Source organism: Pseudodonghicola xiamenensis DSM 18339 (genome assembly GCF_000429365.1).
Taxonomy (GTDB): Bacteria; Pseudomonadota; Alphaproteobacteria; order Rhodobacterales; family Rhodobacteraceae; genus Pseudodonghicola; species Pseudodonghicola xiamenensis.
Window position 1 is genome coordinate 1 of record NZ_AUBS01000031.1, and the last position, 20,943, is coordinate 20,943.

Genomic DNA, 20,943 nt, shown 5'->3' on the forward strand with positions numbered 1-20,943 from the left:
GACGATGTGATCGCGGCAGAGAAACCCTGCCTGCAGCAGATGATCGAGGCCTATGAGGAAACCGGCGGCAACATGGTTGCCGCGATGGAGGTGGCGCCGGAGCGGGCCTCGTCCTACGGGGTGCTCGATGTCGAGGAAGACATGGGATCGGTGGTGCGCGCCCGTGGCATGGTCGAGAAACCCGCCGCCGGCACGGCGCCGTCGAACCTGGCGGTGATCGGGCGCTATGTGCTGTCGCCCTCGGTGCTGAAGAACCTCAACAAGATGCGAACGGGATCGGGCGGGGAAATCCAGCTCACCGACGCGATCGCCGAGGATATCGAGGCGGGCGTGCCGGTGCATGGCTACCGTTTCCGCGGCCAGCGCTATGATTGCGGCTCGAAAGCCGGCTTCCTGCAGGCCACCGTGGCCTTCGCACTGGCCCGTGACGACCTGCGTGACGAGCTGCACCAGTTCCTGACCGAGATCGTCCATCTCGACAAGGCCGCGCAATAGGCTGCCCCGGGGCTGGTTCCGCGGCGGAAATCGCCGCCTCAGTCCTGCCTCGGGGCTTTGACAACGGGGCGGTTCGGAGAATAGGTTCGGTTATCAATTGATTTACAACAGATCCGCAGCGCGGTTTTTGCCAGAAGGATGGGCGGCGATGCGGAGAGCGAGACTGCGGGGCAGATCGCCGGGCCGGGGAGTTTCCGGAACATGCTGAAGCTGATTACCGCCCTGTCGCGGGCGCAGCGGGGCTATATCTTTCTGGCGATCGATCTGGCGCTGATCCCGGCGGCGCTGCTCTTTACCTTCGCGGTGCAGGCGCTGCCGCAGCCGGCGCTGGAGTCGCTGCGTCAAAGCCTGGCGATCCTGCCCTATCTGCTGCTGATCGCGGCCGGCCTGTCCAAGGGGCTGGGGCTGCCCAATATCCAGCTCAAGGCCTATGAGCGCCATGCCATCGGGCTGACCGCGCTCTATGTGCTGGGGCTGACGCTGACCCTGGCCGGGCTGACCTGGGTCGCCGGGCCGAGGCTGTTGCCGGGCACCTATGTGATCTTCGGCATCGTCTATTTCCTGGTGGTGGTGGCGACGCGGATGGTGCTCTTGCAGGTGGTCACCGCCATCTATCGCCGTGCCCAGCCGCGGCGCCGGGTGCTGATCTACGGGGCCGGGACCACCGGCACCCAGTTGGCCCAGGCGCTGAGCGCCCATGACAGCATCGACCCGATCGCCTTCGTCGATGACAATGTGTCGTTGCAGGGGATGCTGCTGGCCGGTCTGCCGGTCCATCCGCCGTCGCGGATCGCCCGGCTGGTGCGCGACCGGCAGATCAACCGGGTGCTGCTGGCGATGCCCTCGCTCAGCCAGCCGAAACAGGCGCAGATCGCCCGGCGGCTGCAGAAGATGGGGCTCGAGGTGCAGGTGCTGCCCTCCTTCGCCCAGCTGATCGGCGAGGAGGCGTTGATCGACAAGCTGACGCCGCTGGCGCCGCAGAGCTTTCTGGGCCGCAAGGCCGCCGATACCGATCTGGGCGGAGCGAGCGGCAGCTATACGGATCGGGTCGTGCTGGTCTCGGGCGCCGGCGGTTCGATCGGATCGGAACTGTGCCGGCAGATCGTGAACTGCCGGCCGACGCGGCTGGTGCTCTACGAACTCAGCGAATTCGCGCTCTACACCGTGCATCAGGAGCTGGAGCAGATTACCGAGGGGATGGAGGTGGAGCTGGTGCCGGTCCTGGGCTCGGTCACCGATCCGCGCCAGGTTCGCAAGGTGTTGGCCGATTTCGGCGTGCAGGTGGTGTTGCATGCGGCGGCCTACAAGCATGTGCCGCTGGTCGAGGCCAATCCGCTGCCGGGATTGGCCAATAATGTCTTTGGCACCCGCACCCTGGCGCGCGAGGCGGCGGCGGTGGGGGTGGAGCGCTTCATCCTGATCTCGTCTGACAAGGCGGTCCGGCCGACCAATGTGATGGGCGCCTCCAAGCGGCTGGCGGAACTGGTGGTGCAGGATCTGGCCACCCGCCATTCGGGGACGATCTTCACCATGGTGCGTTTCGGCAATGTGCTGGGCTCGAGCGGGTCGGTGGTGCCGCTGTTTCAGGAACAGGTCAGCCGCGGCGGTCCGGTGACGGTGACCGATCCGCGGGTGAAACGCTATTTCATGACCATCCGCGAGGCGGTGCAGCTGGTGCTGAAGGCCGGAGCCATCGCCGAGGGCGGCGAGGTCTTCGTGCTGGACATGGGCAAGCTGGTGCCGATCCTGCATCTGGCGCGCCAGGTGATCGAAAGCGCCGGTTACAGCGTGCGCGATGCCGCCAATCCCGAGGGCGATATCGAGATCGAGATCATCGGGCTGCGCCCCGGCGAGAAGCTGGAGGAGGAGCTGACGCTGAGCCCCGATCTGATCGGCACCCGCTATCAGAAGATCTTCTGCGCCCGGGAGGACCGGCTGTCCGAGATCGAGGTGGCGGGTGTGCTGCGCGGTCTGCGCCAGGCGCTGGCCGCCGGTGACGAGGCGGCGGCGCGCGCGGTGATCTGCCGCTGGGTCGAGGGCTATGCCCCGGACAACGCGGGCGTCCTGCGCTCATGATCCGGTCACGCCAGCGGGCGCGGACGGGCGGCAGATCTGCCACGTCCGACCGCCGGATGTCGGGCAGGGCGGCTTGTGCGTTGATCGGTCTTTGCGCTTTGTGCTGTAACCATCCGGATCCCGCAATACAGGCCCGTTCATGACCTTTCCGATTCGCTCTCTGATCCGGCCCCTGGCGCAACGGACCGGGTCTTTGGCGCTGCCGCTCTGTCTGCCCCTTTGTCTGGCCCTCTGCCTGGCGCTCGTTTCCGGGCTTCGGGCCGAAGCGCAGACCTTGCTGCCCGAAGCCGGATCACAAGAGCCCAGTTTCGTGCCGCTGCCGCCGCCCAGCCTGAACTTCTACGGTGTGCCGGGGGTGATAGACATGCCCTCGGGCGAGACGGCTCCGGACGGGCAGTTCACCACGACGCTGGCCCATTTCGGCGGCCAGACCCGGTTGACGCTCAGCTTCCAGGCCACCCCCTGGATGGGCATCAGCTTTCGCTATCACGGCATCGCCCATTACAATCTCTATGGCTTCGGCACTTATTACGACCGCAACTTCGACGCGCGGTTCCGGCTCTTGCAGGAAGGCCGCTATCTGCCGCAGGTGACCCTGGGGCTGCAGGACTTCAGCGGCACCGGCCTGTTTGGCGCTGAATATCTGGTCGCCAGCAAGACCATCCGGACCCCGGCGGCTTGGGGCAGCGCCCGCGACGGCGGCAAGCTGGTGGTCACCGGCGGGATCGGCTGGGGGCGGCTCGGCTCCTATCACCATATCGGCTCCTTCGGGAACCGCCCTGCCTATGACGGGTCGACCAATTTCGGCGGCAAACCCTCTTATGACCAATGGTTCCGTGGCCCCTATGCGCTGTTCGGCGGGCTGGAATGGCGGCCCAATGACCGGCTGGGGATCAAGGTCGAATATTCCTCGGACGCCTATACGGTCGAGACCCAGAAGACCGCGGTCTTCAACAAGAAATCTCCCTTCAACTTCGGCGTCGAATATCAATGGACCGAGACCAGCCGGCTCGGGCTCTATTACATGTATGGTTCGGAAGTCGGCGTCTCCTTGCAGATGCAGCTCAATCCGCGCCGCCCGGTGACGCCGATGCAGCAGAAGGCGCCGGTGCCGATCAAGCCGCGCAGCGACTGGGCCGGGGCGCCCGAGACCTGGACCACCGACTGGGTGGAAAACCGGGAATATCGTCTGGGCCTGCGCGATCTGGTGGCGACCGAGCTGGACAAGAGCGGCCTGGTGCTGGAATCGCTTGAGCTGGAGGGCACCAGGGCCGAGCTGCGCTATCGCAATCCGCGCTATGCGGCCGAGGCCGGCGGCATCGGTCGCGCCGCCCGGGCACTGGCCGCCAGCCTGCCGCCCTCGGTCGAGACCTTCCGCCTGGTGCCGGTCTCCGATGGCATGGCGCTGACGGCGGTGATCCTGCGCCGTTCGGATCTGGAGGCGCTGGAATATGCCCCCGAGGCGACCGAGGGGCTCAAGGCGGTGGCGGGGCTGGCCGATGCCGCCCGCGCCCCGGGGCCCGAGGCGATGCCGGGGCCCGATCTCTATCCCGATTTCAGCTGGTCGGTCGCGCAGTATTTCTCACCCTCCTATTTCGACCCTTCGCTGCCGTTCCGGCTGGATCTCGGCGCCGATCTGCGGCTGACTTACCGGCCCAGCCCCGGCTGGCGGATTTCGGGCAAGCTGCGGCAACGGATCTGGGGCAACGTCAAGAACGGGCGGGCATCGAATTCGGTGCTGCCGCATGTGCGCACGGATCAGAACGAATACGCCCAATACGGCACCACGATCGAAAACCTCTATGTCGCGCGGCAATGGCGTCCGGGGCGGAATTTCTATGCCCGGGTCACCGCGGGCTATTTCGAATCGATGTATGGCGGCCTGTCGGCCGAACTGTTGTGGAAACCGGTGGGCAGCTGGCTGGGCTTCGGGATCGAGGGCAATTACGTCCTCCAGCGCGACTACGATCAGCGGTTCGGCTTTCGCGATTACAAGGTGTTCACGGGCCACGCCTCGGCCTATGCCGATCTGGGCGGCGGCTATGAGGCGCAGCTCGATGTCGGGCGCTATCTGGCCGGCGATCGCGGTGCCACCTTCAGCCTCGATCGCACCTTTTCCAACGGTTGGAGCGTCGGCGGCTTCTTCACCCTGACCGATGTCTCCTCTGCCGATTTCGGCGAAGGCTCCTTCGACAAGGGGATCCGGTTCCGCATTCCGCTGAACTGGATGCTGGGGCAGCCCAGCCGGTCGGGCATGGGGCTGACGATCCGCCCGGTGCAACGCGACGGTGGCCAGCGCGTCACGGTGCCGGGGCGGCTGTATTCTCAGGTGCGCGCGGCGCATATGCGGGGCCTGGAGGCCGGATGGGCGAGGGTCTGGGAATGAGGATGACGTTTCTGAACGCTGTGCGGAGCCGGGCGGGCGTGTCCGCGATCGTCCTGGCCGGGGCGCTGGTGCTGACGGGCTGCAGCGGCGGCAAGGATGCGGCGCCGACGCAGCTGGAGCTGGCCCGGGCGACCAAGGCCATCGTCGGCGGGGCGATATCGGGCAAGGGCCGGGGGGCGGCCCCGGCGCCGATCAGCCGGGCCCAGATCGAGGCGGTCGGCCTGCCGGTCACCGGCATTCGTGCCGAACGGCGGGCGATGAGTGCCTATTTCTTCCGCGCCGAGGCGCGCCGGGACGAGACCCCCGGGCTGATCGAGGTCTGGATGTCGGGCGATCAGCTATCCACCGTGACCACCCGCGACGGGGTGGTGATCGCCACCCGGGGCCTGGGCGGCGATCTTCTGTCCAGCGCGGTGCCGCTGGCCGACGGACAGCCGCAATCGGGGGCGCTGGAACAGCGGATCTTCACCGGCGACAACCGCGAGCGCAGCCTGACGCTGCGCTGCGAGACCGAAGATATCGGGGCCGAGAGGGTGGAGATCCTCGGGGTCAGCCATGACGCGCGCCACCTGCGCCAGATCTGCGATGGCGCTGACGGCAGCCGGGTGACCAACGATTTCTGGCAATCGCCCGGCGACGGAACGATCTGGAAATCACGGCAATGGGCCGGTCCTTATGTCGGTTATCTGCAATTGAACCGGGTGACGAAATAAGCACAGGTTCTCTGCAGTTGCGAAAAAACGACGGCGACGGCGGTCGAGGCCAGTCGATTTCGTTGAAATGAGAGGGAATCTGCGCTAGAGCTTGACCAAGTGCATCCGAGAGGAGTTTGGAATTATGAAAAAGCTTTTTGTCGCCCTGACCGCCGCAACCCTGGGTCTGTCCTCTGCTGCCATGGCGCAGCAAACCCCGCCGCCGGCTCCGGCTGCAGGCAACAACGTGGGCGGCTTTCTGAACTCCCCGTTGGGGACCACCGGCCTTACCGTTGGCGCGGCAGGCGGGATCGCGGCCAGCGTGATCGTGCTGGGTGTGATCATCAGCGACGACGACAGCAGCAGCACCACCACCTCCAAGTGAGGCGGACCGGCGCCGGAAGGCGCCGGAGCTGAGAGATAGAAGGCAGGCGATTTCGAATCGCCTGCCTTTTTGCGTTTACCGTACCGGTCGGTCGATTGGAGCTCACCAAAGGCAGGACAGGGCATGGCGGCAGGCAAGAGACATTATTCGGCGGGCTCTATGCCATGGGCCTTGATGGATGCGGCGCAGGGGATCATGCAACCGGTGAGCGATGCGGTGATGGCATCACGTCTTCGAGCCGGAGCGGCCCGCGCGATATTGAGTTGCCCCCCGCCATTTATTCCAATAATGAAGATTATGTGATTTTCAGCCTTATCGCAGCAGCCATTCCTCGACCGTGGCAGAGATATCGCACAATTTGATCCAGCGGGGATCGACGGGCTGACCCCGGCGCAGGCGCAGCTTGCCCATCAGCCCGACCACGTCCCATTCCGGCCGCTCGGCGCGGCTGACGTAATCCCGGGTCGGATCATAGGCCGGATTGAGCCGCCGGGTCGCGCCCGGGGGGCTGCCCGGACCGGCGGAACCGTCGATGTCCCAGAGATAGCCGCCGAAATCGTCGCGCAGATATTTGCCCTTCCAGCGGCCGATATCGGCATCCCCCACCACCGAAGGATTGCCGGAGATCACCCCGACGGGGAGATCGCCCATGGCGGCGGGGCGGATCCTGTCGCCCTCGAGCACGACCGACAGGCCGCGCCTGTCGTCGTCGGCGGGATTGCCGTCCTGCCATTCGAAATATTCGGCGTAATCGGCCCCGCCGCCGTTCCAGGAGCCATCGGCATAGGCATTGCCGTCGTCCCTGAGCTTGAATTCGATGTCGCTGGTCGCCCCGAATTCGGATTGGGCCGCGAAGAAATTGTAATTCGCCGAGGCTGCCCGGGCGACCTGGGCGTAATAGACGTTTCGCACGAAGGAAGTGCTGGTCACCGTCGCGGTCAGCGCATCGACCGCGGCGTCGGCATGCTGGACATGCAGCTGGGCATAGGCGGTACTGGCGCCGATCCCGACCCGCCCGTTGGCATTGATCCGGAGGGCATCGGTCCAGCCCGTCCCGTCGGGGCTGACCTTGATCGACCAGTCGTTGCTGCCGTTTAGCCCCATTTCGGCCCGTCCCGACCAGTTCGACTGGAACAGCAGGCTGGCGGTGTCGCCGGTGGTGGCCTTGTTGATCTTGAGCTGATGGCCGCCGCCGTCATGGCTCAGCAGGGTGGCCTCGGCCTTCACCGCCAGCCGGTTGGTGGCATCGTGATCGGCCCGGATCCCGAGGCCCGCGATCCGGTCAAGATCGGCCTGGGGCCGCGCCCAGGCGGTGCCGGTCCAGATCCGCAGCCCGGCGCCGTCCCGGCTCCAGGCGCGCCAGCCGGGCTGGAGGTCGATAAACAGCCAGGTCTCGTCGATCCAGGTCGCCAGGGTCAGCGGATGACCGGCCCAGGCGGCGGTGGGCACCGGGCCCAGGGCATAGACCCTGCCCGCTTCGGGCAACTCCGGCGGGGTTTCGGCGTCGAAGGTCTCGACAACGGTCTGCGCCAGCATGTCGAGCCGGCGCAGCGCTGTATTATGGGTGACATAGGGCTGGGCCTGCCCCGGCAGCAGGACCGGCAGGGCGAGGATCGGGGTGGTGTCCGGCATGCGCGGCGCGCTCCTTTCATGCGGCGGGAAATCGGCGCGACACTGCCGCGCGCCCGGTTAAGCCCGGCTTGAGGCGGCGCGCGGCGGGCTGAAGATTTCCTGAAGCCGGGGAATGCTGCGCCGGGGCGTGCGGCCCTGCGGGCCGCGCCTCCGGCAGGGATATTTTCAGCCAGAAAAAGGCCGAAGCGGGGTCTTTTGCCCGACGGTTTCGCCGCATTCGATACAAGCTTGAAGCATCTTCCCCGGTTTCGCCCTTTTTCCGTGCGTCCCCCGCCGTCTTGCTGCAACAGGCTGGGAACCGGTGATGCCGTGCGGGTGATGAGTATCGGGGGACAGACAGCCATGGCGCTGACTTTGACGGGACGGATCATGTCGCGCGACGCGCTGCTCGACACCGATCTGCGCGAGATCGCCATTCATCGGAGCGGGGCCGGCAATTTCCTCTATGCCGCGACCGGGCGCAATGGCGGCCTGAGTGTCTATCGGATCGACGAGGGCGGCGGGCTCGCCCGGCTGGCCGACAGCAGTTATTTCACCACCGGGGACGTCGGACTGGGCGGTTTCGATATCGTCGAGGCCGGCGGCAGCGCCCGACTGGTGCTGCATCAGGTCGGGGCCGGCAGCCTGATCGGCTATGCCATCGAGGACGACGGCAGCCTGAGCGGGGCAATGACGATGCCGTTGCCCGGCCCTGGCGGGCAGCGGCCGTCGGCAGTGGCCTCCTTCGGGCTCGGCGGTGGCCGGGCGGCGCTTTACATGGTCGATGCGGAAACCGGTGGCATCGACGGCTGGATCGCCGATCATTCCGGTGCGATCACCGCCGCGGCGAAGCTGTCGGGTAAGGCGGCGCATTATGTGCTCGACACCCAGGCGGTGCTGACGGTGGCCGAAACCGCCGGCGGCAGCGCCTTTCTGCTGGCTGCCGACAGCGGCAGCCAGGGGCTGAGCTGTTATGGGATCGACGCGAAAACCGGGGCGTTGACGCGAACCGCCACGTTGGGGGCCGCCGACGGGCTGGGCGTGGCGGCGCCCTCGGCGATCGCGGCGGTCACCCATGGCGGTGTCACCCGGGTGCTGCTGGCGGCCTCGGGCTCCAGTTCGATCAGCGTGATGGAGCTGGGCGAAGACGGCAGCCTGAGCGTCTCCGATCATATCCTGGATACCCGCGCCACCCGCTTCGCCGGGATCACCGCGCTCGAAGTGGTCGAGACCGGCGATCATGTGCTGGTGCTGGCCGGCGGTGCCGATGACGGGATCAGCCTGTTCTCGCTGCTCGACGATGGCCGGCTGGTGCATCTGCAGAGCCTGGCGCATGAGGAGGGGCTGGGGCTGGAGAATATCACCGCGATCGAGGCGATCCGGATCGGCGATCAGATTCAGGTCTTTGTCACCTCGGGCGGCGCGGCTGGGCTGTCGCAATTCTCGCTCGATCTGGGGGTTCTGGGGCAGGTGCTGGACAGTGCCGATCCGGCCCCGGGGGCAGCCGCCGGGGCCGGAGTCCCTCCGGCGATCCATGGCGGGGTCGAAGACGATATTCTGGTCACCGGAGCCGCCGGGGGGGAGCTGAGCGGTGGCGGCGGGGCCGATACCTTCGTGCTCTCCCCCACCGACGACATCCTGCGCATTCTCGATTTCGAGCGCGGCAGCGACCGGCTGGATCTGAGCGCCTTTCCGATGTTGCGCAGTCTCGACCAGCTCAGGTTCGAGGCCATCCCGACCGGCACCTGGGTGCGGTTCGGCGGGACCGAGATCAAGGTGATCAGCGCCGATGGCAAGCCGCTGGGGCCGGCCGATCTCTGGCCCGGCGGGTTCGATACGCCGGACCGGGTCATCCTGCCGTCGGATGGGAGCGGAGATGGACCCGACGGCGGCGGCGATGACGGGGGAAGCAGCGATGGAGGCGGTGATGGGGATGGAGGAGGTGAAACGGAAACCGGCCCGGGGGCGGGGGACGATACCCTCACCGGCGGCGCTGGCGACGATCATCTCTCGGGCGGTGGCGGTGAGGATACGCTTTATGGCGGCGATGGGGACGACCGGCTGGAAGGGGGCGATGGCGCCGATCTGCTGGAAGGCGGCGGCGGGGCCGATACGCTCGACGGCGGAGCCGGTGACGATGAGCTGATGGGCCGGGATGGCAACGATCTGCTGGAGGGCGGCGCGGGCGACGATATCCTTGGCGGCGGTGGCGGCAACGACCACCTGCGCGGGGGGCCGGGTGACGACCAGATCGCGGGCAATGACGGCGATGACCGCCTGTGGGGCGAGGCGGGCGACGATACCCTGCAGGGAGGCGCGGGCCGCGACCGGCTGATCGGCGGGGCCGGGGATGACCAGCTCCTGGGTCGCGCCGGGCGCGACTGGCTGCAGGGGGGTGGCGGTGACGACAGGCTGAGCGGCGGCGGCGGCCGCGACCGCTATGTCTTCGCCGAGGATCACGGCGATGACACCATCACCGATTTCGACCCGGGACAGGATCGGATCCAGCTGGATATCTCCGGCCTCAGCTTCGAGGATCTGAAGATCGAGGCCATGGCCGAAGGCGCGCTGATCGATACCGGCGAGGGCACCATCCTGCTGGAGGGGGTCGATGCCGAGGAACTCGACCCGGAGCATTTCCTGTTCACCTGAACGGCGGGGTCAACCGGCCCCCTGCGCCGGTGCCAGATTGCGGTATCCCAGCGCCACATGCGCCTTCAGCTCGGTGATGAATTCGACCAGATTGGGCGGCTTCTGATCGCCGTAATGATCGGCGGTGACAATATTCGGGGCCGGCAGATCGTCGGTCAGCCGCAGCCGCCTGGTATTGGCCTCGGTCGGCAGCGGATTGGCTGGCCAGACATTCAGCACGGTGCCGCCGAAGCCCGAGGAGACAGCGCGGATCACTGTCTCGTAATGGCTGCTGCGAAAGCCGATAAGGGGTTTTTGCGCCACATAATCGAACAACGTCATCAGATAGGTGGTGGTCAGCGGCAGGCTGAGGAGCGCGATTGGCTCGCTGCAAAGCTGGGCGAGAGAGATCGCCTCGAGCCGCGCCAGCGGGCTGCCGACATGGACCATCGCATGCGGCGGGGCGCGGCCGATATATTCGATGGTGCAATCGAAATCGGGGCCGAGATCATAGATCACCGCCACGTCGATCTCGCCACGATCGAGTGCCCGCTTGAGCGAAACCTGATCGGTCTCAAGCAGGGTGATCTCGAAAAAACCGATCCGTTCGCGCAGCCTGCTCAGCACGTCGATCATCATGATCGGACCGAAGGGTTCGAAACAGCCGATCCTGAGCGGCCCATGCGCAGTGCCCGACAGCAGCAGGCTGTCACGGAATTCGCGTTCTGCCGACAGCAGCCGGCGCGCCGCGGCCAGGTATCGTTCCCCCATCGCGGTCAGAACAACCCCCCGTCCCTTTCGCCGGTCGAAGATGCGGGCGCCTAAATCTTGTTCAGCCAGGGCGATGGCGGCAAGAATGGAGGATTGGGAAATATGCCTCTCGCGCGAGGCTTTGGCGATGCTGCCGGCCTCGTAAACCGCCAGAACATATTGGATTTGTCGTAGGGAGGCGCGCATCGCCTTCTCCATTTTATATTTATATTTCTTGTATATTTTGCATTTTACAAAGTTTCGGACGCAGCGCAGCCTTTTAAAGGACAACAAGATTGGAAAACTGCTGTGCTGGATGCGAAGAAAACCCCGGTTTCGGGAGCGGATGATCGTTGCCTGCTGACAAGCGCCGAGCTGACCGCGGCCTATGCCGCCGGCAGCCTGTCGCCGGTTGAGGTGACCGAAAAGGCGCTGGAGCGGGCCGAGGCAGCGCAGGAGAGCTGCAATGCCTTCACCCTGATCGACCATGACGGGGCGCTGGAAATGGCCCGCGCCGCCGAAGCGCGCTGGCAGGCGGGCGCCCCGCTGTCGCCGGTCGACGGGGTGCCGTCGACGATCAAGGACATCGTCTCGATCAAGGGCTGGTCGGTGCGCTATGGCTCGACGCTGACCGATGCGACACCCTGCGCGGTGGATGCCCCCAGCGTGGCACGGATGCGTGCTGCGGGGCTGGTGTTCCTGGGCATGACGACGACGCCGGAATTCGGCTGGAAGGCGATCACCGACTGTCTCTATTCCGGCATCACCCGCAACCCCTGGAACACCGATGTCACCCCGGGCGGCTCTTCCGGCGGCGCCGCGGTGGCCGCGGCCATGGGCGCCGGCGTCTTCCATCTGGGCTCGGACGGAGGTGGTTCGATCCGGATCCCCTCGGCCTTCACCGGCATTTCCGGCATCAAGCCGACGTTCGGCCGGGTGCCCGCCTACCCCGCCAGCCCCTTCGGCACGGTGGCCCATATCGGCCCGATGTGCCGCCGCCCCGAGGACGCCGAGGCGATGCTGGCGGTGATGTCGGGGCGCGATCTGTCGGATTGGTTCCAGGGTGCGGCGGAATTCCCGGCGCTTTCCCCGAAAGACGTCACCCCCAAGGGCAAGAAGATCGGTGTCTGGCGCAGCCCTCCCTCGGGCTATGTCGAGGCGGAGGTCGCGGCGCAATTCGAGAAATCGCTCGCCGATCTGGCCGAGGCCGGCGCCGAGCTGATCGAATTCGAGCTGCCGATGCGCGATCAGCTGCTCGATATCTTCAACTGGCACTGGATTTCCGGCGCCCGCCGCCGGCTCGACATGCTGGGCGATTTCGATGCCGGACAGATCGACCAGGGGCTTTATCAGATGGCCGAACAGGCGCGCGACTGGCGGGTGTCGGATTACATCGCCAATGTGAACCTGCGCGCCGCCTATGGATCGGAAATGGACCGGCTGCTGGCCGAGGAGCTGGATTATCTGGTCGCCCCCGGCGCTGCCATCCAGCCCTTCACCGCCGGTGAGGAACTGCCCGAGAACAGCGGCCTTTCCCGCTGGATCGAATGGGCCGGCTTCTCCTATCCGATCAACCTCAGCCAGCAGCCGGCGATGTCGGTGCCGGCCGGGCTCAGCACCGGGGGCCTGCCGCATTCGCTGCAGATCATCGCCGGGCGCGGCGCGGATTCGCGGGTGCTGGCCCTGGCCAAATGGTGGCAGGCACGCCATCCGGAGTATTTCCTCTGATCCGGCCCGACCGCCGGCGATGTCCGGCGGTCTCCTCCAGAGGGAAAACGCGGCAACAGATCGGAAAAAGACCCTGAACAGGGGTTTTTCCGCCTGCCCTGAGGGGCTGCGATGAACCGCCCTCTTGAAAGGTCCCGGCGCTACGGGGCTTTATGCGGTGGACGTCCTGATCGCGAGAGCAAGCGCACCGGGGGCAGACTACGGGCAGAAAGGCTGTGAAGATGGCGAAAGACTGGCTTGGCAACGATCTCTCCACCACCGACAGCACCACGGTGCAGGCGATCAACGATTTCAGCGAAGGGCTCCTGGCCTATGAGACCAAGGCCGGCAATGTGATCGCCGCCGCCGAGGCCGATCCGGGTTCGGCGATGGCAAATGCCTATGCGGCGCTGGCCTATATGTTCCTCGAAAGCCCCGAGGCGGGGGGCCTGGCGAAATCCTATCTGGAGCGCGCCGAGGCCGCCAAGGGCGCCACCCGGCGCGAGGCGATGAATATCGCCGCGGTGCGGGCCTGGCATGCCGGCGACGTCCCCGGTGCGATCCGCATCGGCAATGAGATCGCCGATGAATTCGCCCATGACCTGCCGATGGTGAAGCTGACCCAATATCATGAATTCAACCTCGGCAATGCGCCGGGCATGCTGCGCGTCGCCGAGAAGGTGGCCGAGGTCAACAGCGATCTGTGCCACATGCACGGGCTCTCCGCCTTCGCCTATGAACAATGTCACCTGCTGGGCGATGCCGAGACCTCGGCGCGGCGCGCCATCGAACTCAAGCGCAAGGAACCCTGGGCGCATCACGCGCTGGCCCATGTGCTGATCACCCAGGGCCGCATCGACGAGGGCATCGACTTTCTCGAGGACGTGTCCGGGACCTGGAACGATCTCAACAGCTTCATGCTGACCCACAACTGGTGGCATCTGTGCCTGAACTACATCTCCAAGGGCCGCTATGACGATGTGCTCAGGGCCTACGACACCCATATCTGGGGCGCCGACAAGAGCTATTCCCAGGATCAGATCGGCGCCGTCTCGCTGCTGCTGCGGCTGGAACTGGTGGGGGTCGATGTCGGCGACCGTTGGCAGGATGTGGCGCAGCACATGAAGGGACGGACCGAGGATTTCGTTCAGCCCTTCCTGACCATGCAATATGTCTATGGCCTGGCCCGCGCCGGCGCGCCCGAGACCGAGGCGATGATGGAGAACCTGAAGGCCTTCGTCGGCCGGGCGCCGGCCCATGTGCAGGATGCCTGGATCAATGTCGCCGAGCCCGCCTGCGAGGCGCTGGTGGCCCATGCCCGCGGCGATCACGAGACGGTGGTGAGGAAGATGGGATCGGCGATCTCGCGCATCGTCGAGATCGGCGGCAGCCATGCGCAACGCGATCTGTTCGAACAGGTGCTGCTCGACAGCGTGATCCGCACCGGGCGCTATTCCACCGCCCAGCAGATGCTGGAGATGCGCCGCGGCTATGAACCCTGCTCGGTGCCGAACAACGACAAGCTGGCGGAGGTCTATCAAAGCCTCGGCCTGCCGCGCGAGGCGGCCCGGGCCCAGGCCCGCGTCACCCGGGTGCTGAACGAGGCGCATCAAGGCCGATAACAGCCGCAACCGCCGGTGGTTCCGGGCCCTGTGGCCCCGCGCGCGTTTTCGTCTTTCCGGCTTCGGTTGACAGTCCCCGGACGATCCCCCATGCCTTTGGCAAAAGCGGACGCGAGGGCGGGCAGATGAAGATTGCGATGATCGGGACGGGCTATGTCGGGCTGGTCTCGGGGGTGTGTTTCTCGGACTTCGGTCACGAGGTCATCTGCGTCGACAAGACCCCCGAGAAGATCGAGATGCTGAAGGCAGGCCAGGTGCCGATCTTCGAACCCGGGCTCGATGCGCTGATCGAAAAGAACGTGGCCGCCGGTCGGCTGTCGTTCTCGACCGATCTGGCCGCGGCGGTCGATGGTGCCGAGGCGGTGTTCATCGCGGTGGGCACCCCCACCCGGCGCGGCGATGGCCATGCCGATCTGAGCTATGTGATGGCCGCCGCCGAGGAAATCGCCCAGGCGATCACCGGCTATACCGTGGTGGTGACCAAATCCACCGTGCCGGTGGGTACCAACCGGCAGGTGAAACAGGTGATCGCCAGGGCCAACCCGAAGGCGGAATTCGATGTGGCCTCGAACCCCGAATTCCTGCGCGAAGGCGCCGCGATCGACGATTTCATGCGCCCCGACCGGGTGGTCGTCGGCGTCCAGAACGCGCGCGCCGGCGAGGTCATGGCCGAGATCTACCGGCCGCTGTTCCTGCGCGATTTCCCGATCGTCACCACCGATCTGGAATCGGCCGAGATGATCAAATACGCCGCCAATGCCTTTCTCGCGACCAAGATCACTTTCATCAACGAGATCGCCGCGCTTTGCGAACGTGTCGGCGCCGATATCAAGCAGGTGTCGAAGGGCATGGGGCTGGATGGCCGCATCGGCAACAAGTTCCTGCATGCGGGCCCCGGCTATGGTGGGTCGTGCTTTCCCAAGGATACCAAGGCCCTGGCGCGGATCGGCCAGGATCACAGCGTACCGATGCAGATCACCGAGACGGTGATCAAGGTCAATGACGAGACCCGCCGCCGCATGGTCGAGAAGATCACCGACATGATGGAGGGCCAGCTTGCCGGCAAGACCGTCGCGGTGCTTGGCGTCACCTTCAAGCCCAATACCGACGACATGCGCGAGGCGCCGAGCCTGACCATCGTACCGGCCCTGATCGGCGCCGGCGCCAAGGTGCGGGTGGTCGATCCGCAGGGCCGCCGCGAGGGCGAGGCGCTGCTGCCCGGGGTGCAATGGATGGAGGATGCCTATAAGGCGGCGCAGAAGGCCGACGCGGTGGTGATCCTCACCGAATGGAACGAATTCCGCGCCCTCGATCTCAAGCGGCTGGCCAGGAAGATGGCCACGCCTGCCCTGGCCGATCTGCGCAACATCTATTCCGCCCGCGACGCCAAGCGGGCGGGTTTTCAGCGCTATATTTCGATCGGACGCAGCGATTACATCGCCGAGGACTGATCCCGGCAAGCGGCCCGAATATCCTGAACATATCCTGATACCCTGAACATAGTGTCTGTATCCCGGGGCAATCGCCCGGTTTTCCGGCGCGGGTGCCGCCGGGATCGACAAAATGTCCATTTGTGCAACCGGACACAGGAGCCTGTGCATCGGGCAGGTTGACAGATCTGCGGCCCCGAGGATAACCAACCATTTGGTTATTAATTTTCGACGGGACCCTCCAGGCCGATGGGACGACGCAAGCGCATAGATCGGGATGGCATCCTGACAGCGGTGGAAGCGGTGATCCGCGACCTCGGCCCCAGCCGGCTGACCATCGAGGCGGTGGCCGAGAAGGCCGGCATCAGCAAGGCCAGCGTGCTTTATGATTTCAAGACCAAGCGGCAATTGCTGGCGGCCTATGTCGCCCGTCAGATCGACACCAAGACCGCGTTGCGCGCCGAACAGGTGGCGCAGGCGGTAGGATGCACGCATCCCTGGCTCTCCGCCCTGCTCGACGAGGCCGAGAAACCGCCCTCGGAAGAAGAGATCTCGGGCGCGGTTCAGCTGACCGCCAGCATGGGCGCCGACGACAGTTGCCGGACGCAGATGAACGCCTTTTTCGACGCCGAGATCGCCCGGATCCGCGAAGAGGCCGCCGACCCGCGTTGCGCGATGCTGGCCTGGCTGGCGCTGCATGGGATGATGTCGATGGAATACATGGGATTTCATCGCTTCGATGCGCCGCTGCGCCACCAGGTCCTTGAAGACATCCGTAACCTGATCGGGCCGGAGACCCCGCCGGCCCCCGCCGATACGCCCCCGACACCACAGCCATAATCCAGAGCCAGGTTCCCCACCTTCCCTCCCTCTCCGACGTTTCTCGAAAGCGAGTTCCCCGATGTCTCTCCTCTCCCGCTTCTTTGCCGGCCTCGCGCTTTGCGCCGGGCTGGCCACCTCTGCCGCCACGGCCCAGCAGCAGATGCCGCCCACTCCCGTCTCGGTGCTGACGCTGCAGGGCGAGGCGCTGCCGATCATCAATGAATTGCCCGGCCGGATCTCGGCCACCCGGATTTCCCAGGTGCGGCCGCGGGTCTCCGGTATCCTGGTCGATCGAGTGTTCGAACAGGGCAGCCTGGTGCAGGAGGGCGACGTGCTCTATCACATCGACCCCGCCCCGTTCCAGGTCAAGGTCAAGGCGGCCGAGGCGACGCTGGCGCGCGCCAAGGCGACGCTGGCCAATGCCGAGGTCGAGCTGGAGCGGCAGCGCCAGCTCAAGGCGCGCAACGTCTCCTCCGGGGTGGAACTGGAATCGGCCCAGACCACGGTACTGCAGGCCAAGGCCGATGTGGCCCTGGCCGAAGCCTCGCTCGACGAGGCGCGACTGAACCTCGATTACACCGAGGTGCGCGCGCCGATCACCGGCACCATCGGCCGGGCGCTGGTCACCGAAGGGGCGCTGGTCAGCGCCACCGGCAGCGATTACCTGGCGCTGATCCAGCAGCTCGATCCGGTCTATGCTGACTTCACCCAATCGGCCTCGCAGCTCTTTGCGCTGCGCCGGGCGCTGGCGTCGGGCGCCCTGGTCGCCACCGCGCCGGGCCAGGCCGCGGTCACGCTCTATTTCGACGATGGCACCGCTTACGCCCACAAGGGGCAATTGCTGTTCTCCGAGGCGGCGGTCGACGAGACCACCGGCCAGATCACCCTGCGTGCCGAATTCCCCAACCCCGAGGGCGATCTGCTGCCCGGTCTCTATGTCCGGGTGCGGATCGAACAGGCAGTGCGCGAACAGGCCATCGCCATCCCGCAAAAGGCGGTACTGCGTGACGGCCGCGGCAATGCCCAGGTCTATGTGCTGAAAGAGGGGAATACCGTCGATCTGCGCTTGATCCAGCTCGGCGTGACGCTGGGCGATCGCTGGATGGTCGACAGCGGACTGGAGGCGGGCGAGACCATCGTCGTCGAAGGGGCCCAGAAACTCTATCCCGGGGCCACGGTTCAGCCCGAACCGGTCACGGCCGGCAACTGAGGCAGGTCTGAGACATGGCACAATTCTTCATCGGGCGCCCCATCCTGGCATGGGTGATCGCCATCTTCATCTCTCTGGCCGGCATCCTGGCACTGCCCAGCCTGCCGATCAGCCAATATCCCAATGTCGCGCCGCCGCAGATCACCGTCTCGGCCACCTATGTCGGGGCGTCGCCTGAAAAGATGTATGAGGGCGTCGCCCAGCCGATCGAAGAAGAACTGAACGGCGTCGACGGGCTGCGCTATTACGAATCCACTTCCGATGCCTCGGGGCGGATCTCGATCACCGCCACCTTCCGCCCCGGCACCGATGTGGGGCAGGCCACCGTTGATGTCCAGAACGCTGTCCGGCGGGTGGAATCGAAACTGCCCTCCTCGGTGGTGCAGCGCGGCATCAACGTCGAACAGGCAGGCTCGGGCTTCCTGATGGTGGTGTCCCTGATCTCCACCGACGGCACCCGCGAGGCGGTCGATCTGGGCGATTACCTGACCCGCAACGTGGTGGGCGAGCTGTCGCGGATCGAAGGCGTCGGCAGCGTCCAGCTGTTTGCCGCAGCGCGCGCCATGCGGGTCTGGATCGATCCGCAGAAGATGCTCGGGCTCAGCCTGAGCAGCTCGGACGTGACCAATGCGATCAATGCGCAGAACGCTCAGGTGGCAGCGGGCCAGGTCGGCGCCGACCCGAACCCGATCAACCAGCAGCTCACCGCCACGGTGATGGTCAAGGGCCAGCTCTCCACCATCGAGGAATTCGGCAATATCGTCCTGCGCGCCAATGCCGACGGTTCCACCGTGCGGCTGAAGGACATCGCCCGGATCGAGATCGGCAATGAAAGCTATATGTTCAGCTCGCGGCTGAACGGCCAGCCCGCGGCGGCGATGGGGGTGCAGCTCACCTCCAGCGGCAACGCGCTGGCGGTCTCTCAAGCGGTGCGGACGAAGATGGCGGAGCTGGAGAAATTCTTCCCCGGCGGCATCGCCTATGAAATCCCCTACGACACCGCGCCCTTCGTCGAGAAGTCGATCACCAAGGTGATCCACACGCTGATCGAGGCGATGGTGCTGGTGTTCCTGGTGATGTTCCTGTTCCTGCAGAACATCCGCTATACGCTGATCCCCACCATCGTGGTGCCGGTGGCGCTCTTGGGCACATTGGCGGTGATGCTGGCAACCGGCTTCTCGGTCAACGTGCTGACCATGTTCGCCATGGTGCTGGCAATCGGCATCCTGGTCGATGACGCCATCGTGGTGGTTGAGAACGTCGAACGCATCATGGTGACCGAAGGCTTGCCCCCGCGCGAAGCCAGCCGCAAGGCGATGTCGCAGATCACCGGCGCCATCGTCGGGATTTCGCTGGTGCTCTCGGCGGTCTTCATTCCGATGGCCTTCTTCCCCGGCGCCTCGGGCATCATCTATCGGCAGTTCTCGCTGACCATGGTGGTGTCGATCTTGTTCTCGGCTTTCCTGGCGCTCAGTCTGACACCGGCGCTCTGCGCCACCTTCCTCAAGCCGGTGCCGAAGGGGCATCACCTGGAACGGCGCGGCCCCTTCGGCTGGTTCAACCGCGGTTTCGAGGCCACCACCACCGGCTATACCGGCGCGGTGCGGCGGCTGTCGGCCCGCACTGCCATCGTCATGGTCTTCTATCTGATCGTGGTCGGCGCCATGGCCTTCGGCTTCGTCAATCTGCCCACCTCCTTCTTGCCGAACGAGGACCAGGGCTTCATCATCACCGATCTGCAAACGCCGCCCTCGGCCTCGGCCAACCGGACCACGGCGGCGATCGAACAGGCCGAGGCGATCCTGAGCAGCAATCCGGCGGTGGAGAACATCGTCGCGGTGCGCGGCTTCAGCTTCTCCGGCACCGGCCCGAACGCAGCCCTGATGTTCGTCACCTTCAAGGACTGGAGTGAGCGCAGTCAGAGCGCGCAGGAGATCGCCATGCAGGCCAACATGCAGCTGTTCGGCCTGAAGGACGTGCGCGCCTTCGCGCTGTCGCCGCCGCCGATCCAGGGGCTCGGCACCACCGGTGGCTTCAGTTTCCGGCTGCAGGACCGCGGCGGGCTGGGCCAACAGGCGCTGCAGGCGGCGACCCAGCAACTGATGGCCGAAGCGCAGAAAAGCGGCATCGTCACCGGGCTCCGGCCCGAGGGCATGCCGGCTGCGGCCCAGGTGATCCTGACCATCGACCGGGAAAAGGCCAATACCTTCGGGGTGACCTTCTCGGATATCAACGCCACCATCTCGACCAACCTGGCGTCGAATTACGTCAACGACTTCCCCAATGCGGGACGCCTGCAGCAGGTGGTGGTGCAGGCCGACGAGACCGCGCGGATGAGCGCCGAAGATCTGCTGCAGCTTTCGGTACGCAATTCCGAGGGTGGCATGGTGCCCTTCTCCTCCTTCGCCACCGTGCATTGGGAGGTCGGCCCGTCGCAGGTGGTGGGCTATAACGGCTATGCCGCCACCCGGCTCTCGGGCAGCGCCGCACCGGGTTATTCCTCGGGCGAGGCGATGGCCGAGATGGAAAAGCTCGCCTCGGCGCTGCCGCAGGGCTTCGGCTATGAATGGACCGGTCAGTCGCTGGAGGAACGCGATGCCGGGGCGCAGGAGAACATGCTCTATGCGCTCAGCATCCTCTTCGTTTTCCTGCTGCTGGCCGGGCTCTATGAAAGCTGGTCGATCCCGCTGTCGGTGATGCTGGCGGTGCCCCTGGGGGTTGCGGGCAGCGTCGCCGCGGTCTGGATCGCCGGCATGCCCAACGACATCTACTTCAAGGTGGGGCTGATCACCATCATCGGGCTGTCGGCCAAGAACGCCATCCTGATCGTGGAATTCGCCAAGGATCTGCACGCCGAGGGCAAGGGCTTGCTGGAAGCGGCGGTGGAGGCGGCCAAGCTGCGCTTCCGCCCGATCCTGATGACCTCGCTGGCCTTCACCCTGGGCGTGGTGCCCTTGGCGATCGCCACCGGGGCGAGTTCGGCCAGCCAGAACGCGGTCGGCACCGGGGTGATCGGCGGCATGATCGCGGCGACCGTCTTCTCGGTCTTCTTCGTCCCGCCGGCTTTCGTCTTCGTGCTGCGGCTCTTCGGCAGCGACCGGCGCAAGAAGATGGCCGAATAGGTCC

14 protein-coding genes are annotated in these 20,943 nt (G+C 65.8%); 12 read left to right on the forward strand and 2 right to left on the reverse strand.

Annotation, left to right across the window (positions count from 1 at the left end; genetic code table 11):
* The 5 genes from G455_RS0117805 to G455_RS0117825 form a co-directional block, all read left to right on the forward strand.
* Positions 1 to 495: UTP--glucose-1-phosphate uridylyltransferase (locus G455_RS0117805; protein ID WP_028094938.1), on the forward strand; the 495-nt coding region annotated here is incomplete at its 5' end.
* A gap of 201 nt (positions 496 to 696) precedes the next feature.
* Positions 697 to 2,571: a polysaccharide biosynthesis protein gene (locus G455_RS0117810; protein WP_028094939.1), complete on the forward strand. Its 1,875-nt coding sequence runs from the start codon at positions 697 to 699 to the stop codon at positions 2,569 to 2,571.
* Positions 2,572 to 2,710: 139 nt separating this feature from the next.
* Positions 2,711 to 4,957 carry a YjbH domain-containing protein gene (locus G455_RS0117815; RefSeq protein ID WP_028094940.1) on the forward strand — a complete coding sequence of 749 codons (2,247 nt, stop codon included), beginning with the start codon at positions 2,711 to 2,713 and terminating at the stop codon, positions 4,955 to 4,957.
* A 38-nt stretch (positions 4,958 to 4,995) separates the two neighbouring features.
* Positions 4,996 to 5,670 (forward strand): YjbF family lipoprotein, encoded by a 675-nt coding sequence (locus G455_RS0117820; RefSeq protein WP_161629407.1) that lies wholly within the window; start codon positions 4,996 to 4,998, stop codon positions 5,668 to 5,670.
* Positions 5,671 to 5,794: 124 nt separating this feature from the next.
* Positions 5,795 to 6,034: a hypothetical protein gene (locus tag G455_RS0117825; RefSeq protein WP_028094942.1), complete on the forward strand. Its 240-nt coding sequence runs from the start codon at positions 5,795 to 5,797 to the stop codon at positions 6,032 to 6,034.
* Between the two features lie 312 nt (positions 6,035 to 6,346).
* Here the strand turns inward: G455_RS0117825 and G455_RS0117830 are convergent, their stop codons facing one another.
* The gene (locus tag G455_RS0117830) at positions 6,347 to 7,666 is read right to left on the reverse strand and encodes a peptidase G2 autoproteolytic cleavage domain-containing protein (protein WP_028094943.1); all 1,320 of its coding nucleotides are present in this window, start codon (positions 7,664 to 7,666) and stop codon (positions 6,347 to 6,349) included.
* A 342-nt stretch (positions 7,667 to 8,008) separates the two neighbouring features.
* Here G455_RS0117830 and G455_RS0117835 point away from each other — a divergent pair, with 342 nt between their 5' ends.
* A complete protein-coding gene (locus G455_RS0117835; protein WP_051312606.1) occupies positions 8,009 to 10,297 on the forward strand; it encodes a hypothetical protein in 2,289 nt (762 codons plus the stop codon).
* Positions 10,298 to 10,306: 9 nt separating this feature from the next.
* Here G455_RS0117835 and G455_RS24540 read toward each other — a convergent pair whose 3' ends face one another.
* Positions 10,307 to 11,233 (reverse strand): LysR family transcriptional regulator, encoded by a 927-nt coding sequence (locus G455_RS24540; RefSeq protein WP_161629408.1) that lies wholly within the window; start codon positions 11,231 to 11,233, stop codon positions 10,307 to 10,309.
* 102 nt (positions 11,234 to 11,335) lie between these two features.
* Here G455_RS24540 and G455_RS0117845 point away from each other — a divergent pair, with 102 nt between their 5' ends.
* The 6 genes from G455_RS0117845 to G455_RS0117870 all read left to right on the forward strand — a co-directional run bounded on the left by G455_RS0117845 (position 11,336) and on the right by G455_RS0117870 (position 20,939).
* Positions 11,336 to 12,754, forward strand: coding sequence for an amidase (locus tag G455_RS0117845; RefSeq protein ID WP_205620480.1), 1,419 nt, complete (start codon positions 11,336 to 11,338; stop codon positions 12,752 to 12,754).
* Positions 12,755 to 12,975: 221 nt separating this feature from the next.
* Entirely contained in the window at positions 12,976 to 14,355 is a 1,380-nt protein-coding gene (locus G455_RS0117850; RefSeq protein WP_028094946.1) for a tetratricopeptide repeat protein, read from the forward strand.
* A gap of 125 nt (positions 14,356 to 14,480) precedes the next feature.
* Positions 14,481 to 15,806 (forward strand): UDP-glucose dehydrogenase family protein, encoded by a 1,326-nt coding sequence (locus tag G455_RS0117855; RefSeq protein ID WP_028094947.1) that lies wholly within the window; start codon positions 14,481 to 14,483, stop codon positions 15,804 to 15,806.
* A 228-nt stretch (positions 15,807 to 16,034) separates the two neighbouring features.
* Positions 16,035 to 16,625: a TetR/AcrR family transcriptional regulator gene (locus G455_RS24545; protein ID WP_051312608.1), complete on the forward strand. Its 591-nt coding sequence runs from the start codon at positions 16,035 to 16,037 to the stop codon at positions 16,623 to 16,625.
* 61 nt (positions 16,626 to 16,686) lie between these two features.
* Positions 16,687 to 17,817: an efflux RND transporter periplasmic adaptor subunit gene (locus tag G455_RS0117865; protein WP_028094948.1), complete on the forward strand. Its 1,131-nt coding sequence runs from the start codon at positions 16,687 to 16,689 to the stop codon at positions 17,815 to 17,817.
* Between the two features lie 14 nt (positions 17,818 to 17,831).
* On the forward strand, positions 17,832 to 20,939 hold the full coding sequence (locus G455_RS0117870; RefSeq protein ID WP_028094949.1) for an efflux RND transporter permease subunit: 3,108 nt from the start codon (positions 17,832 to 17,834) through the stop codon (positions 20,937 to 20,939).
* The last annotated feature ends 4 nt before the right edge of the window (positions 20,940 to 20,943 follow it).

Excerpts from the sequence above, each read along its gene's own strand:
- G455_RS0117835 (WP_051312606.1), top strand. The coding sequence starts at position 8,009 with ATGGCGCTGACTTTGACGGGACGGATCATGTCGCGCGACGCGCTGCTC.
- G455_RS0117815 (WP_028094940.1), top strand. The coding sequence starts at position 2,711 with ATGACCTTTCCGATTCGCTCTCTGATCCGGCCCCTGGCGCAACGGACC.
- G455_RS24540 (WP_161629408.1), bottom strand. The coding sequence starts at position 11,233 with ATGCGCGCCTCCCTACGACAAATCCAATATGTTCTGGCGGTTTACGAG.
- G455_RS0117810 (WP_028094939.1), top strand. The coding sequence starts at position 697 with ATGCTGAAGCTGATTACCGCCCTGTCGCGGGCGCAGCGGGGCTATATC.
- G455_RS0117870 (WP_028094949.1), top strand. The coding sequence starts at position 17,832 with ATGGCACAATTCTTCATCGGGCGCCCCATCCTGGCATGGGTGATCGCC.
- G455_RS24545 (WP_051312608.1), top strand. The coding sequence starts at position 16,035 with ATGGGACGACGCAAGCGCATAGATCGGGATGGCATCCTGACAGCGGTG.
- G455_RS0117855 (WP_028094947.1), top strand. The coding sequence starts at position 14,481 with ATGAAGATTGCGATGATCGGGACGGGCTATGTCGGGCTGGTCTCGGGG.
- G455_RS0117825 (WP_028094942.1), top strand. The coding sequence starts at position 5,795 with ATGAAAAAGCTTTTTGTCGCCCTGACCGCCGCAACCCTGGGTCTGTCC.
- G455_RS0117865 (WP_028094948.1), top strand. The coding sequence starts at position 16,687 with ATGTCTCTCCTCTCCCGCTTCTTTGCCGGCCTCGCGCTTTGCGCCGGG.
- G455_RS0117830 (WP_028094943.1), bottom strand. The coding sequence starts at position 7,666 with ATGCCGGACACCACCCCGATCCTCGCCCTGCCGGTCCTGCTGCCGGGG.
- G455_RS0117850 (WP_028094946.1), top strand. The coding sequence starts at position 12,976 with ATGGCGAAAGACTGGCTTGGCAACGATCTCTCCACCACCGACAGCACC.